Below are 13424 nucleotides of genomic sequence, written 5' to 3'. Positions count from 1 at the left end.
AATTATTTTTTCTTTGTCTTACCTGTCCAATTCATATAGCCACCTTTTAAGATATAGATATCTTTGTATCCTTCTTTTTTTAGTAAACCAGCCATATAAATTGCCATACTAGTACGATTGTCATATAAATACACAGGAGCGTCTTTACGAATAGCCAATAAATATTCTTTATGAGCTCTAGCAATTGTATAAGGAACACTTCTTGCTCCTAAAATATGCCCACGATTGTAATCTTCTTTTTCTCTGACGTCAATCACTTGAGCTGTTCTCATCGTTTCTTGAAACTTGTCTTGTTCAATCCACTCAGCTGCTCTCTTTCGTTTAATAAAAAAGAATAATTTATATAAACCATAACCAATAATAACAATAAGTAATATAATATTTAACGTTGCAAAAAAACTCACAGGGCATTTACCTTTCTTTAATTAATTATTTTTCTTCTTTAAATTTTAACGCAAGAGATGCTGCACCAATCACACCAGCTGAGTTTCCTAACTCTGCTAATTTTATTGAAGTACTTTTTGTGACTTGTGGGAATGTAAACTCTTCAAAATAATCTTGAACTTTTTCTAATAAGAAATCTCCAGCTGCGGATACACCACCACCAATGACAATCTCTTGTGGGTTAAGCATATTTCCAATATTACCACAGGCTAAACCTAGATAGAAGCACACTTTATCCACAACTAATAAAGCAAAGTGATCATTGTCTTTAGCTAAGTCAAATACATCTTTACTTGTCACTTCTTGTCCATCATCAATCATTGTTTTTAATTTTGAATCACCAGAGTATTCTTCACTTAACTCTCTGGCTAAACGAACCACACCTGTAGCTGATGCCACAGTTTCAAGGCATCCTTTTTTTCCACATGTGCAATCAAATCCTGTTGGATCTACTGTTAAATGACCAATTTCTCCAGCTGCCCCTGCTACGCCATGTAATAATTGCCCTTCTGCGATAATCCCGCCACCTACACCTGTTCCAAGCGTAATGAATGTCACATCAGGTGCATTGTTTCCAGCACCTTTCCATCGTTCACCAAGTGCTGCAACGTTTGCATCATTGTCTAAATCAAACGGAATACCAAATGTTTCTTCCATTGGTTTTTTTATTTCTTGAAGCGTTGACCAGTTTAAATTATAGGCGCCAATCACCGTTCCTTTTTCTTTATCGACTGTTCCTGGTGTTCCCATACCAATTCCGATAAAATCAGATGCTGTCATGTTATATAAATCTAGTCTGTGTTTGATGGACTCAATAATATTTGGAACAATATGAGCTCCATCATCTTCAATATTTGTTTCCACACTCCATCGTTGTTGGATGTCACCATCTTCAGTTAAAATCGCTAATTTTGCTGTTGTTCCACCCAAATCAATTCCAATTAATTTATTTTTCATTATTGTCCCTCCTGATAATCTTCTTCAAGATGATGTTCATGTTTTAAAACAAGCATCGCCTTTACGTATTCCTGTTTATCAATTAATCCGGCTTCTTCAAGTTGTTTTAATTCAATCATCATTAATTCAATATCCCATAATCTATTTCCAACATAAATAAAGATACCAAATCGTTTAAATAACTGTTGTACATCATACATTGTTCTCAATTTTCACTACCGACCTTATTATACAGATAAGTACCAGATATTCCTAGTCTCGTCTGAATTTATTTTTATTTTATCTACTAAATCCTTTATAAAAACATCCTACGAACAATACGACGAAGAAAACAAGTGCTATCACACGCTTTTTCCAATCAATGTTTTCATTAAAACCTAATCGACTAGACGGTACGCCAACGACCATCATCACAAGTAATCCACCTAATGCACCACCAAAATGCCCCATAATATCCACACCTGAATCAAATAAATTCATAACTAAATTCATGAGTATAAGAAGAGTCATATTGCGTGACATGTATTTAATACCAGGATGATGTTTATAAATCTGACCTAGAATAATAAATGCCGCAAAAATTCCAAAAAGTGACGTACTCGCTCCTGCTGAAATAGAATTAGATGAACCAAAGGCAAAACTCCATAAATTACCAAAAATTCCACTTAACATATAAACAAGGAAAAATCGAGTGTGACCAATTAAAGGCTCTAAAATACGGCCTACAAAATATAGTCCCAACGAATTTAATAATAAATGGAAAAAACCAATGTGGACAAAAATAGGCGTCACAAGTCGCCAAAACTCGCCATCTAAAATAATGGCTGCATGGGTCATAGCACCAAATTGATATAATATTCCCACATCTTCTGATCCAGAATAAATCCCTTGTTTTATACCAACAAGTTCCATCAAAATAAACACCACTATTTGAATGGCTAAAAACGTATACGTAAAGTATGGGCCTCTTTTGAAATGCATCCAATAACTTGTATTATATTCCCTCATAAAGTTCCCCCTTATGTGCACAAATTAATGCATCAACTAACTTATCATGTTCTTCTATTTCTAATTCTTCTAATAACTGTTCATCAAAAACCAAACTAATGGTATGACCTTTAAAATCAGTTAAATATCGGTCATAAAATCCGCCGCCATAACCTATACGTTTGCCTTCTTGTGTAAATCCCACCCCTGGAACAATCATCAAATCAATTGATTTTTTATCATAGAGTTGACTGCCCACTGGCTCATACACGCCAAATGGTGTTAATTCTAACGCAACGTCATCATGATAGGCATAAAAATCCATCTCACCACGCTTTTTTGTTTTCGGAATAACAATCGTTTTTCCTTCTAAAAAAGCTTGATTCATCAATTTTATTGTATTAAATTCATGCGTCATTGGGTAAGTCGTGGCAATCACATTTGCTTGTCTCCACTGGTCAGTTTCATATAAACGAGACAGCATATCCTCTTCTAAGGCATGTTTTTTATCTTCTTGTGTTGCTAGATGCTTTAATTTAGCCAATATACCTTGTCTAATCGCTTGTTTCATCTCAACACCCCCTTAAACAATATACCAAAATATTATAACACAAGTTATTTGTAAACTTTATCTAAATAGTCTATTAAAAATATTTTGATGCAAACATTATAATTTTTTAAAAATTTTTAGTAAGACATCAAGACTCTCATTAAATTCTTTCATATCTTTTTGAGTTAAACGACGAGACAAGTCCTCTTTTAAATCTGTGGTATCGAATGGATTTTTTTGCAAATACATTCTACCGTTTTCTGTAATTGAAACATGCGTAACACGCTTATCTTGTTGGCTCACTACTTTTTCAACAAATCCGTGTTCGAGTAATTGATTAATAATGCGCGTGGTTTGTTGTTTCCCAAAATAAAAATCCGTCGCTATTTCTTTCATCGTAAGAGAGTTGACTTTTGTGAGTCCTAATAAACAATAATAACTTTCATACGTAATATTCAGTTCATTTTTTTGTTTGATTCGTCTTTCGACATTAAAATGCCAATATGGTAATAGTTTTAGTAATTTATTTGAAATATCATCCATTTTTCATCCTCCTAAATTGACTTTTTTATCCTCTTCATGATACCTTATTAGTACATATTTGTGTACTAATAAAATGGAGATGACTGATTCATGCTAACTAAACTAACCACACATATACAAAAAAATTTTCATAACAATTTGATTGATTATACGAGTAATTTACTTTTTATCTTACTATTTACACTGATTTTCGGTCAAGAAAATCTTCTTCCCATTGTTGCGTTAAGTGTTGGATTTTTAATGTTTCCAAAAATTAATTTTGGTGTAAAAGATAGCGTTCTGACACTCACCAACTTATTACTCTTTCCTTTAGGTGGGATCGTATCCCAATTGCCACATGATAGGCCACTTGGTTTATGTGTTATTTACGCTGGGTTTACGTTTCTGATTTTATTATTAACTGCTGAACCCATTGTTTTTCAGTATTCAATCCCTTATTTAATAAATTTTTTATTCTGTCAGGCAACACCTGTAGAGTCATCAAATGCACTAAACCGAATCATTTGTTTGCTTGTAGGAAGTATTGTACTAAGTGTATTAGCTACTAAATCAACTAAAAAACAACCTTTAAGCAACTCACAACTTACACTAAAAGAACAAATCACTCGCTCACTAACACATCCTTTTTATTTGTTCAAGATGACGTTAAGTGTCTCAATAGCGATGACAATTGCGATTTTACTCCATGCACCTAAGCCACTTTGGATTAGTATTGTGGCGATGTCATTGACTGAAATTCATTTCAGTGAAACGGTCAAAAAAACACGCGAACGCATTATTGGAACAACGTTTGGCGTGATTGTCTTTTATTTGTTTTTAGTTAAACTAATTCCAACACCTTATGCCATTGTCTTTATTTTAACAGTAGGATTCATCAGTTACTTTTTAGTTGACTATCAACACAAAACGGTTGTTAATTCGATTGCTGCCATGAATGCAGCACTCGTTATTTTCCCAAGTGGTATCTCGATTGCTAACCGATTTATCGGATTATTTATTGGAATCGTAATTGCTATGATAGTCGCGATGATAGGTCACGTGCTTCAAAAACTAATCATAAGATAGAGAAAAGCTACAGTCATTATCAAAATGGCGTAGCTTTTTTAGTTTATTTACTCTTCTCTTTTCTCATTTGCTTACTTCTAAGTTGACCACATGCTGCATCAATATCAGAGCCAAATTCTTGTCTGACCACACAATTAATGCCATTTTTCTTTAAGATATCATAAAAAGCCAATGTATCTTTTTTTGTACTTCGTTGATACAAGTCATGTTCTTCCACTGTATTATAAGGAATCAAGTTGACATAAGTGAGTTTTTTCTTATCTTTCAATAAGTCTGCCAATTGTTGGGCATGCTCTGGTGTGTCATTAACCCCTTGAAGCATAATGTATTCAAACGTGATACGACGATTGGTTTCTTTTAAGTAATAATCCACTGCATCCATTAAACGCTCTAATGGATACGCTCGATTAATTTGCATGATAGATGTGCGTGTGTCATTATTTGGCGCATGAAGTGAGATAGCCAAATTAACTTGTAAGCCATTTGTCGCAAACTCCTTGATTTTTGGTACAAGACCACTCGTTGAAACGGTCATATGTCTTGCTCCTATTTGTAACCCTTTTGGATCATTCATAATGTGTAAGAAGTTCATAACATTGTTATAATTATCAAACGGCTCACCAATTCCCATGACCACAATATGACTCACCCTCTCGCCTTGCCCTTGTTTGTCTAGGTAGTGCTGCACTTTCATAATTTGAGCAACAATTTCGCCTGTTGTTAAGTTACGTTGTTTTTTTAGTAACCCACTCGCACAAAACGTACAACCAATGTTGCACCCAATTTGTGTCGTCACACAGACAGACAAACCATACGCTTGACGCATCAACACTGTTTCAATCATATGATGGTCTGGTAACTCAAATAAATATTTTATCGTTCCATCTTGACCTTCTTGAACGACTACTTCTTTTAAAGGATCTAATACAAAATGTTCTTTTAATAATTCAATTGTTTGTTTTGATAGATTACTCATCTCTGAAAAATCAGTCACTCGTTTTTCATATAACCATTGCCACACTTGGGCTGCTCTAAATTTCTTTTCACCATTTTTCACAAACCAGTCAACAAGTTGAGGTTGTGTAAAATCATAGATTGATGGTTTCATTATTTATTCCTCTTTTCTACTTTGTACACTTAATCACTATATAGGATTTAAGTCTAATTTGCAATGACAAACTCACTATCCATGCACAACAAAAAAAGCAAAAGAACGAATTGTTCTCTTGCTTTTACTTTATTGATTTATAGCATGTAATGCTTGTTTACTTAATTGTTCTAATCTCTCTGATAATGCTTGAGCCGTTTCTTGTGAATACACAATCGTTTCAACTGGTGTTGAAACAAAATCAAGTAATTTCACAGCTTGCCATGTATCTCCTTGCTTTTCGATTGTGATCTGTGGGTGTACACTGGTTGCCCCACACGCATCCGCAACTAAAAAAGCAACCTCATAAGTAGTCTCATCTAATTTTCTTAAACGATAATACCCATCATGAATAAACTGTTTGTCTGCTGATAAATGTTGTGTCAACACATCCATTTCTTCTTGTGTCATATTCACACGCCTCCTTTATTAGCCTTGATTAGTTAGTAAAGTTATCAAAGTAGCCTTGAATAAAGACAATCGGTGTTCCTTTGTCTCCACTACCTGACGTTAAATCTGATAATGAACCGATTAAGTCAGTTAATTTTCTAGGTGTTGTTCCTTGTGCTTCCATTAATCCTGTTAAGTCATCTGCTTTTGAATCAATGTGTTTTTTGATGGCTTCTTCTAATGCTGCTCCACGTAAGTCAGAGAAGTTGTTGTCCGCAAGATATTTTAACTTCACTTCATTTGGTGTGCCTTCTAAACCTGATGTGTATGCAGGAGACACAACTGGGTCAGCTAATTCCCAAATTTTTCCAACTGGATCTTTAAACGCGCCATCACCATAAACCATGACTTCCACTTGTTTACCAGTCAACTCTTTTAGTTTACGTTGGATATTATCCACTGTTTCTTGCGAGTTTCTTGGAAATAATTTCACACCATCGTCTGTTGATTTGTTTGAACCAAGTAAGCCATATTGCTCGTTAAAGCCACTTCCATCAACCGATTCAGATAAGACATCGTCCAAGGTGTACACTTTTTCCGCACCATTTTGTTCTAAGATGCGTTTTGTACGGTAACGTGTGTGAATATCACATGTTAAGATATTTTTTGTATAAGATAAAATCGTTTTAGGCTTTTGAGAGAAAATGACTTCACACTCAGCACCTTCTGCTGCGATTAATTCTTTATAGTATTCAATATAGTCAACACCTGTAAAGGTATGTTTTTGATAACCAAATAGCTCTCTAAATTCTGTTTCAGTTAACGTATCTGTCCAAGGATTCACTCCTTTTTCATCTAATGCGTCAAGTGAAATCAAATGATTTCCCACTTCATCTGATGGATAACTTAACATTAAGACAATTTTTTTGCTTCCTCTAGCAATACCACGTAAACAGTTTGAAAAACGATTACGGCTAAAGATTGGGAAGATAACCCCAACTGTCTCATCATTAAATTTTTGACGAATATCTTCTGCAATTTGATCAATCGATGCATAATTTCCTTGAGCTCTAGCAACAATCGATTCTGTTACAGCCACAATATCTTTGTCTTGAATTGAGAAGTTTCCTTCTTTAGATGCTTCAATGACACTGTCAATAACGATTGATTCTAAATCATCACCTTCATTAATAATTGGACAACGTAATCCCCTTGATACAGTTCCAATGATTCTTGACATAATTTTACTCTCCCTCATGAATACAACTCATTTTTAATTTAGTTCCATAAGTACTATACAGTGTTTTAAGCGACAAGTAAAATTTAGACGCTAGAAAAAATAAAAAAAGATGATTAAACGGGTATTTAATCATCTTTTTTACTTTTAATTGATTAAGTCTTTAGCCAATACAAAAGTATAATCTTGGCTTTTTAAAAACTTAATGACATTTTCCAAACTATCTGCTGAGTCTTGATGGATGTCATGCATCAACACAATACTATGAGGCTGTAATTCTTTTTTAACTTCCCCTAGAATAGCTGTAGGATTATGTGTTTTCCAATCTAATGTATCGATATTCCACAACGCAATGGACATATTTGGCTCAACTTTTGTCACACGCTCATTATATGCCCCATATGGTGGACGAAGAAGCGTTGGTTTTTCACCTGTTAGTTTTTCTATTTTTTGATTGGTTGAATCAATTTCTTGCTTGATACTTGCTTCATCTAATTTCGTTAAATCCTTATGATCATAAGTATGGTTCCCAATATCATGTCCTGCTTCATGAATTTTTTTGACAACATCTGGGTAAGTGTCAACCATTGAACCCAACATAAAGAACGTAGCCTTAATATTGTATTTTTTTAACGTATCTAATATTTGCAATGAACTGGTATTGTTTGGTCCATCATCAAACGTTAACGCCACTTTTTTATCATCGTTTAAAAGAGTTGGATCATTTTTAATAACCTCTTGCTCTAGAAGTGATAACTGACTAGCATACGTTTTTTTGAGTTTATCATTTTTTAACTCGCTAACTGCTTTATCTAACTTTTTATATTCATCAGATGACGGAACAGTTTTAATCTTATCTTTTTGAATATAAGTTGCCATCTCTTTATCAAGGGTTGCTAACGCTTGATTTTGAGTCGTCACTTCTTTCAGTCCTTCTTCAAGAGCTGACTTTTGCTCATCTTTTGGTAAAGCACTTACCTGTGATGTTAAATCATCCTGTAAAGTAGAAGAAACACTTTTTGTCATGGCTAGATTTTTAACCAACGTATTTTTTCTAAAGGGTGTTGTACCAAAGATATCCCTCATCTCTTGAGAGACTTTTATTTTATGTTGAACCAATTGAATCGCTTTTGAATCTTTTTGCAATTCAGTTAACAACTGACTTTTTTGATGCTTTACTTTTCCAGAGATATTAGAAATCTCATCCACTTTTTTGATACTTGTTTCAACCTGTTCTTGCGCTTTATTGGATGTGGTTAATAAATCTTTGCTAGTAACATAGTTTTCTAACGTATTATGAGCAAGCGAATTTAGTGACTCATCAATCATCTTTTTTTCACTTGTCACACTAGCCAATGTTTGTGATGCTTTTTTATCTAACGTCATACGTCGAACTAAAAAAACGACCTCTACAACCAAAATAAGTAATAAAAAAATTAATATGAATTGCTTTTTTCTCTTTTCAGCCAATTTTAAAATCTACACCTTTCTAAATATACCAGTTCTATTCTAACAGTAATTCTAAAAATTGTTTATTATTTTCCCGACTTTCTTACAACAAAATACGTAGGTTTACTTTATTTTATCAAAATTACATAACATTTTATTACTTTTTGTTCATTTATTTAAATATTATCACTTTTCATTTTTTAATATTAACAATCAAGTGACCAGTTAAACAGTTATGTTTCTGGTTAAGATAACATGAATTATCCAACTATCAATACAAATAACGGCACTTTTTTTAAATAACTATGATAGAATAGTGAGGCATAAACTATCATGAGTAGGAGGAATTTATAATGGACATTCAAGATTATATGAAAGAATTTATTGATACTTTTTATGACAATATACATACCATCCAACAAGGAAAACCAATCGATATTATTCCAGAAAAAACAATCAAACAATTACAAACTTTAAACTTTACTGAAGAAGGACGAGACCTATCTAGTTTACTCACAACTTTAGAAGAAAGTGTCTATCCTTTTAGAAATGTTAGTGAACATAAACGAAATTTTGCTTTTATTCCTGCACCCGTTGTTGATATTTCAAAATTAGGTGACTTATTTGAATCATTTTATAACCCAAATGCTGCAGGATTTTATTCTAGCTCTGGAACAGCTGTCATCGAAGAAGAAATGATGGCTTATTTATGTGAAAAAGCTGGATATAATCCCAAAAAAGCAAGTGGCACATTTTTATCAGGTGGTTCAATGGCCAATCTAAATGCCACTATAGCTGCCAGAGATAAATATTTATCGTTAGATGACATCACAAGAGGTGTGGTTTATATTTCTGATCAGGCACATCATAGTGTCCATAAAGCACTTCACGTGATTGGTATTCCAGATGAAAGAATTCGTCGTGTAAAAACAGATGACCAATTAAAAATTGACCCAACAGTACTACAAGAAACAATCAAAGCTGATAAAAAGAATGCATTACATCCATTTATCGTCATTGCGACAGCTGGAACAACAAATGCGGGGGTGATTGATCCATTACCTGAATTGGCTAAAATTTGTAAAGAAGAAGATATATGGCTGCACGTGGACGGAGCATTTGGCGCATCGGTTTTATTATCAACAAGTCACACTCACTTACTTAAAGGGATTGAACAGGCTGATAGTATCACGTGGGACGCGCATAAATGGCTCTTCCAAAGTTACTCTTGTGCGATGTTATTAGTAAAAGATAAAACCGATTTATTGCGAAGTTTTAGTGAAACGCCTGAGTATTTAGAAGATGCTTCTGAAAACGAGCACATCAATACATGGGATTTAGGACTTGATTTATCTCGTCCAGCTCGTGGCGTGAAGCTATGGTTATCTATACAAGCACTTGGAACGAAAAAATTAGGTGACACGATTGATTACGGAATCAAACTAGCTGAATACACTGAGTCTGTCGTGCGAAACACACCAAAACTAGAGATTATCACACCAGCTCAAACAGCGATTCTGAACTTTAGATATCACCGTGAAGGCTTAAGTGAAGAAGAATTAAATTCATTCAATACAGCCCTTTCAAATATGATTGCTAATCAAGGTTTTGCTCAAATTTTGACAACAAAACTTCAAGGGAAAACGGTATTACGTATGTGTACCATATCGCCTGAAACGACACAAGAAGACATTGATAAAACAATCGAACACATTTCTTCTTGTATAGAAAAATTAGAAACTAACTAAAAAATAAGCCGAACACGATAACTTAAAACGTCGTGTCCGGCTTTTATTATTCAATTGATAAGAGTTGTAGATGATTGACTCCTGTTAATTTTTCTAGTTCTGCTAAGAGTTCATTCACTGACACTGATAGTTCTTTAATATCAATCCCCATCACAACGGTTGCTGTATCTTGAATGGGAATATTTTGATTAATAGTTAACACATTTCCACCTAACTCTGACAGACGGTTTAATACAGAAGACAACAAGCCTTTTTTATCGGTTAAGTTAAATGAAATGAGTGTTTTTCTGATTTGTGCCGTTTTATCAGCGACAAACACATGGTCTTTGTACTTGTAAAACGCACTTCGAGATAGGCCAACTTCATTGACAACCTCACTCACATGTTTAAAATCTCCTGAATTTAATAATTTTTTTGCTTCGATTACCTTTGAGAAAACCTCAGGTAATACGTCTTGATTGACGATTAAATAGTTCTGTGACATACTTCTGCTCCTTTATAGTCCACTGATAAATCAAGAGCCTTCCATTTATGTTTCAACGTGCTGAGTGATATGTTTAATCCTTTCAAGTCAACTTGTGACGTGAAAACGCCCATTAATGTTGAGCCACTACCAGAAATATAAAACCCTTTTGCTCCTGATTCTTTTGCGATATTTTCTACTATATCATATTCGTCAATTAATGTTTTGCGGTATGGCTGATGAATGCCATCATCTAAAAATTTATCCAAATTAGCCGCATCTCCTGTTTTTAATGCGTCTAATAAAAACAATAATTTTGCTTGATTGGCTACCACTGTTTTTAGTGGATAACTTTCAGGTAACGCTCCTCGTGCGACTGATGTTTCCAACGTAAAATCGGGAACAAAAGCTACAAATTGATACGACTCATCAACTGGATAATGTTGGAAAAAAATATCGTCATTCATTTGATAAGAGGCACTTAATCCCCCTAATAAAGCAGGTACCACATTATCAGGGTGCCCTTCAATTTGAGTACAATACTTCACCAACTCATCTTGGCTTAAATGAAGCTGATGCAACTCATTGGCTGCTAACACACCTGACACGATACACACTGCACTACTACCCAAACCGCGTGCAAATGGAATATCACTATCTATCTGTAATTTAATTGGTGTCACAGGTCGTTTTAAGTCATCTAGCACGTATTTGTATGACTGATAAATTAAATTATCTTCTGTCTGAAACGCCACAGGACACCCTGTAATCTCCAACTTGTCTGATAATTCAACCTCGCACTCACCATAAAACGTCACAGCTAGCCCTAATGTGTCAAACCCGACACCGACATTGGCAGATGTTGCCGGAACTTTAATACGAACCATTAGGACTCACCTACCTGTTTAATAATAATATCCTTCATCTCATCAATATCAATGACTTGATTATGTAAAATTGGCGCATTTTTTAAGTCTTTCAACTGACGTGGCGCATAGACGTTTGTTTTTTCTTCTAATTCATCAATTAGTTTGAATTCATCTTGCGCGCTATCAATCGCAAGTTCTGGAATGTCTTTACTCACTTCTTGGACAAATTTGTACGGAGAAGCTGTTGATAAAATCACGGTTTTTTCTTTCTTCTCATGACTATTTTCCAATACATAGGAAGCCACTGCTGTATGCGGATCAAGTAAATACCCTTTTTCGTTATACACTTTGTCAATTTGCTCAGCCACTTGTTTATCCGTTGCATATCCCGTTCCAAATGTTTCTTGGATCGTGTGTAATAAATCATCAGAAATTTTGAATTTCCCTGTCTTTTTTAATTGATTCATCAAGTCAGCAACGTAATTTGCATCCCCTCCACTTAAATGAAACAGCATTCTTTCTAAGTTTGATGAAATTAAAATATCCATACTTGGTGAGCTAGTCTTTTTAAACTCACGATTGGTGTCATATTCACCTGTTTTTAAGAAATCATATAACACGTTGTTTTCGTTTGAGGCACAAATGAGTTTATTGATTGGTAGCCCCATTTGTTGTGCGTAATATCCGGCTAAAATATTACCAAAGTTTCCTGTCGGCACAATGTAGTCGATCTTTTCACCTAGTTTAATCTCACCTATATTAACAAGTTCTACGTATGACGCAAAATAGTAAACCACTTGTGGAATCAAACGACCAATGTTTACTGAGTTCGCACTAGAGAATTCAATGTGATGCTCTTTTAGTAACGCCACTAATTCTTCATCATGAAATAAACGTTTCACATTACTTTGCGCATCATCAAAGTTTCCGTTAATTGACACAACTGACACGTTTCCTCCATCTTGTGTTTGCATTTGTTTTTCTTGAATGGTTGATACCCCGTTATTGGGGTAATACACAATCATATCCACCAATGGATCATTTTTAAACCCTTCTAAAGCCGCTTTACCAGTATCACCACTTGTAGCGGTTAAAATTAATCGTTTGTTGGTATTATGTTGTGTTTTCGCTGACAAATTTACTAATTTTGGCAACAGTGATAAGGCAACATCCTTAAATGAACATGTTGGCCCGTGGAATAATTCTAAAACATAATCATCGCCTACTTTTTTTAGTGGCGTGATTTTGTCATCGCTAAACGTGTTTGTATAAGCCTCTTTCACACATTTCTTAATGTCATTTTCTGAAAACTCATTGAAAAACTGAGTGATAACTAGTGAAGCAATCTCTTGATAATCTTTATCTAAAACAGTCGATACGTCTAAATTCACCTCATCTAAGTTAGGCAAAACAAACAACCCTCCATCAGGACTTAACCCTGCTAAAATCGCTTGACTAGCAGAAAATTGAATCGTGTTATTTCTTGTACTTTGATATTTTTTTTCCATCATAACACTCCTTGTCTTTCATTTTAGTCTATGATACAATGTTCACCATATAAAAACAAGTGTATTT

At 34.3% G+C, this 13424-nt stretch carries 15 protein-coding genes; 2 read left to right on the top strand and 13 right to left on the bottom strand.

Annotated elements, in window-relative coordinates; translation table 11 throughout:
• Positions 1-2: 2 nt before the first annotated feature.
• From MN581_RS00535 to MN581_RS00510, 6 genes are all read right to left on the bottom strand, one after another.
• Positions 3-404, bottom strand: a complete 402-nt coding sequence (locus tag MN581_RS00535; protein ID WP_117972172.1) for a rhodanese-like domain-containing protein — start codon at positions 402-404, stop codon at positions 3-5.
• Between the two features lie 25 nt (positions 405-429).
• Positions 430-1401: an ROK family glucokinase gene (locus tag MN581_RS00530; protein ID WP_117972171.1), complete on the bottom strand. Its 972-nt coding sequence runs from the start codon at positions 1399-1401 to the stop codon at positions 430-432.
• Positions 1401-1610 carry a YqgQ family protein gene (locus MN581_RS00525; protein ID WP_117972170.1) on the bottom strand — a complete coding sequence of 70 codons (210 nt, stop codon included), beginning with the start codon at positions 1608-1610 and terminating at the stop codon, positions 1401-1403. Before MN581_RS00525 ends, MN581_RS00530 begins: the two co-directional genes overlap by 1 nt.
• 70 nt (positions 1611-1680) lie before the next feature.
• Positions 1681-2409: a rhomboid family intramembrane serine protease gene (locus MN581_RS00520; RefSeq protein WP_233519144.1), complete on the bottom strand. Its 729-nt coding sequence runs from the start codon at positions 2407-2409 to the stop codon at positions 1681-1683.
• Positions 2396-2959, bottom strand: coding sequence for a 5-formyltetrahydrofolate cyclo-ligase (locus tag MN581_RS00515; RefSeq protein WP_117972169.1), 564 nt, complete (start codon positions 2957-2959; stop codon positions 2396-2398). The genes MN581_RS00520 and MN581_RS00515 overlap by 14 nt, the downstream gene beginning before the upstream one ends.
• A 96-nt stretch (positions 2960-3055) precedes the next feature.
• Complete coding sequence (locus MN581_RS00510) at positions 3056-3481, bottom strand: MarR family transcriptional regulator (protein ID WP_117972168.1); 426 nt, start codon at positions 3479-3481, stop codon at positions 3056-3058.
• Between the two features lie 90 nt (positions 3482-3571).
• Here MN581_RS00510 and MN581_RS00505 point away from each other — a divergent pair, with 90 nt between their 5' ends.
• Positions 3572-4546: an FUSC family protein gene (locus tag MN581_RS00505; protein ID WP_117972167.1), complete on the top strand. Its 975-nt coding sequence runs from the start codon at positions 3572-3574 to the stop codon at positions 4544-4546.
• A 43-nt stretch (positions 4547-4589) separates the two neighbouring features.
• Here MN581_RS00505 and rlmN read toward each other — a convergent pair whose 3' ends face one another.
• The 4 genes from rlmN to MN581_RS00485 all read right to left on the bottom strand — a co-directional run bounded on the left by rlmN (position 4590) and on the right by MN581_RS00485 (position 8790).
• Positions 4590-5657: a 23S rRNA (adenine(2503)-C(2))-methyltransferase RlmN gene (rlmN, locus tag MN581_RS00500; protein WP_117972166.1), complete on the bottom strand. Its 1068-nt coding sequence runs from the start codon at positions 5655-5657 to the stop codon at positions 4590-4592.
• A gap of 126 nt (positions 5658-5783) precedes the next feature.
• Positions 5784-6104 (bottom strand): hypothetical protein, encoded by a 321-nt coding sequence (locus MN581_RS00495; RefSeq protein WP_117972165.1) that lies wholly within the window; start codon positions 6102-6104, stop codon positions 5784-5786.
• Positions 6105-6132: 28 nt separating this feature from the next.
• Entirely contained in the window at positions 6133-7323 is a 1191-nt protein-coding gene (locus tag MN581_RS00490; RefSeq protein WP_117972164.1) for a coenzyme F420-0:L-glutamate ligase, read from the bottom strand.
• 144 nt (positions 7324-7467) lie between these two features.
• A complete protein-coding gene (locus tag MN581_RS00485) occupies positions 7468-8790 on the bottom strand; it encodes a polysaccharide deacetylase family protein (RefSeq protein WP_117972163.1) in 1323 nt (440 codons plus the stop codon).
• Positions 8791-9122: 332 nt separating this feature from the next.
• Here MN581_RS00485 and MN581_RS00480 point away from each other — a divergent pair, with 332 nt between their 5' ends.
• The gene (locus MN581_RS00480) at positions 9123-10517 is read left to right on the top strand and encodes an aminotransferase class V-fold PLP-dependent enzyme (protein ID WP_117972162.1); all 1395 of its coding nucleotides are present in this window, start codon (positions 9123-9125) and stop codon (positions 10515-10517) included.
• A gap of 46 nt (positions 10518-10563) precedes the next feature.
• Here the strand turns inward: MN581_RS00480 and MN581_RS00475 are convergent, their stop codons facing one another.
• The 3 genes from MN581_RS00475 to thrC are packed head-to-tail and all read right to left on the bottom strand — an operon-like array spanning position 10564 to position 13357.
• A complete protein-coding gene (locus MN581_RS00475; protein WP_117972161.1) occupies positions 10564-11001 on the bottom strand; it encodes an ACT domain-containing protein in 438 nt (145 codons plus the stop codon).
• Entirely contained in the window at positions 10983-11867 is an 885-nt protein-coding gene (gene thrB / locus MN581_RS00470) for a homoserine kinase (RefSeq protein WP_117972160.1), read from the bottom strand. Before thrB ends, MN581_RS00475 begins: the two co-directional genes overlap by 19 nt.
• Complete coding sequence (gene thrC, locus MN581_RS00465; protein ID WP_241698923.1) at positions 11867-13357, bottom strand: threonine synthase; 1491 nt, start codon at positions 13355-13357, stop codon at positions 11867-11869. Before thrC ends, thrB begins: the two co-directional genes overlap by 1 nt.
• Between the last annotated feature and the right edge of the window lie 67 nt (positions 13358-13424).

The sequence above is a fragment of the Vagococcus sp. CY53-2 genome, from assembly GCF_022604695.1.
Classification (GTDB): Bacteria; Bacillota; Bacilli; order Lactobacillales; family Vagococcaceae; genus Vagococcus.
Note: the sequence above shows the minus strand (reverse complement) of the source record. Positions and strands in the feature narration are given on the sequence as shown.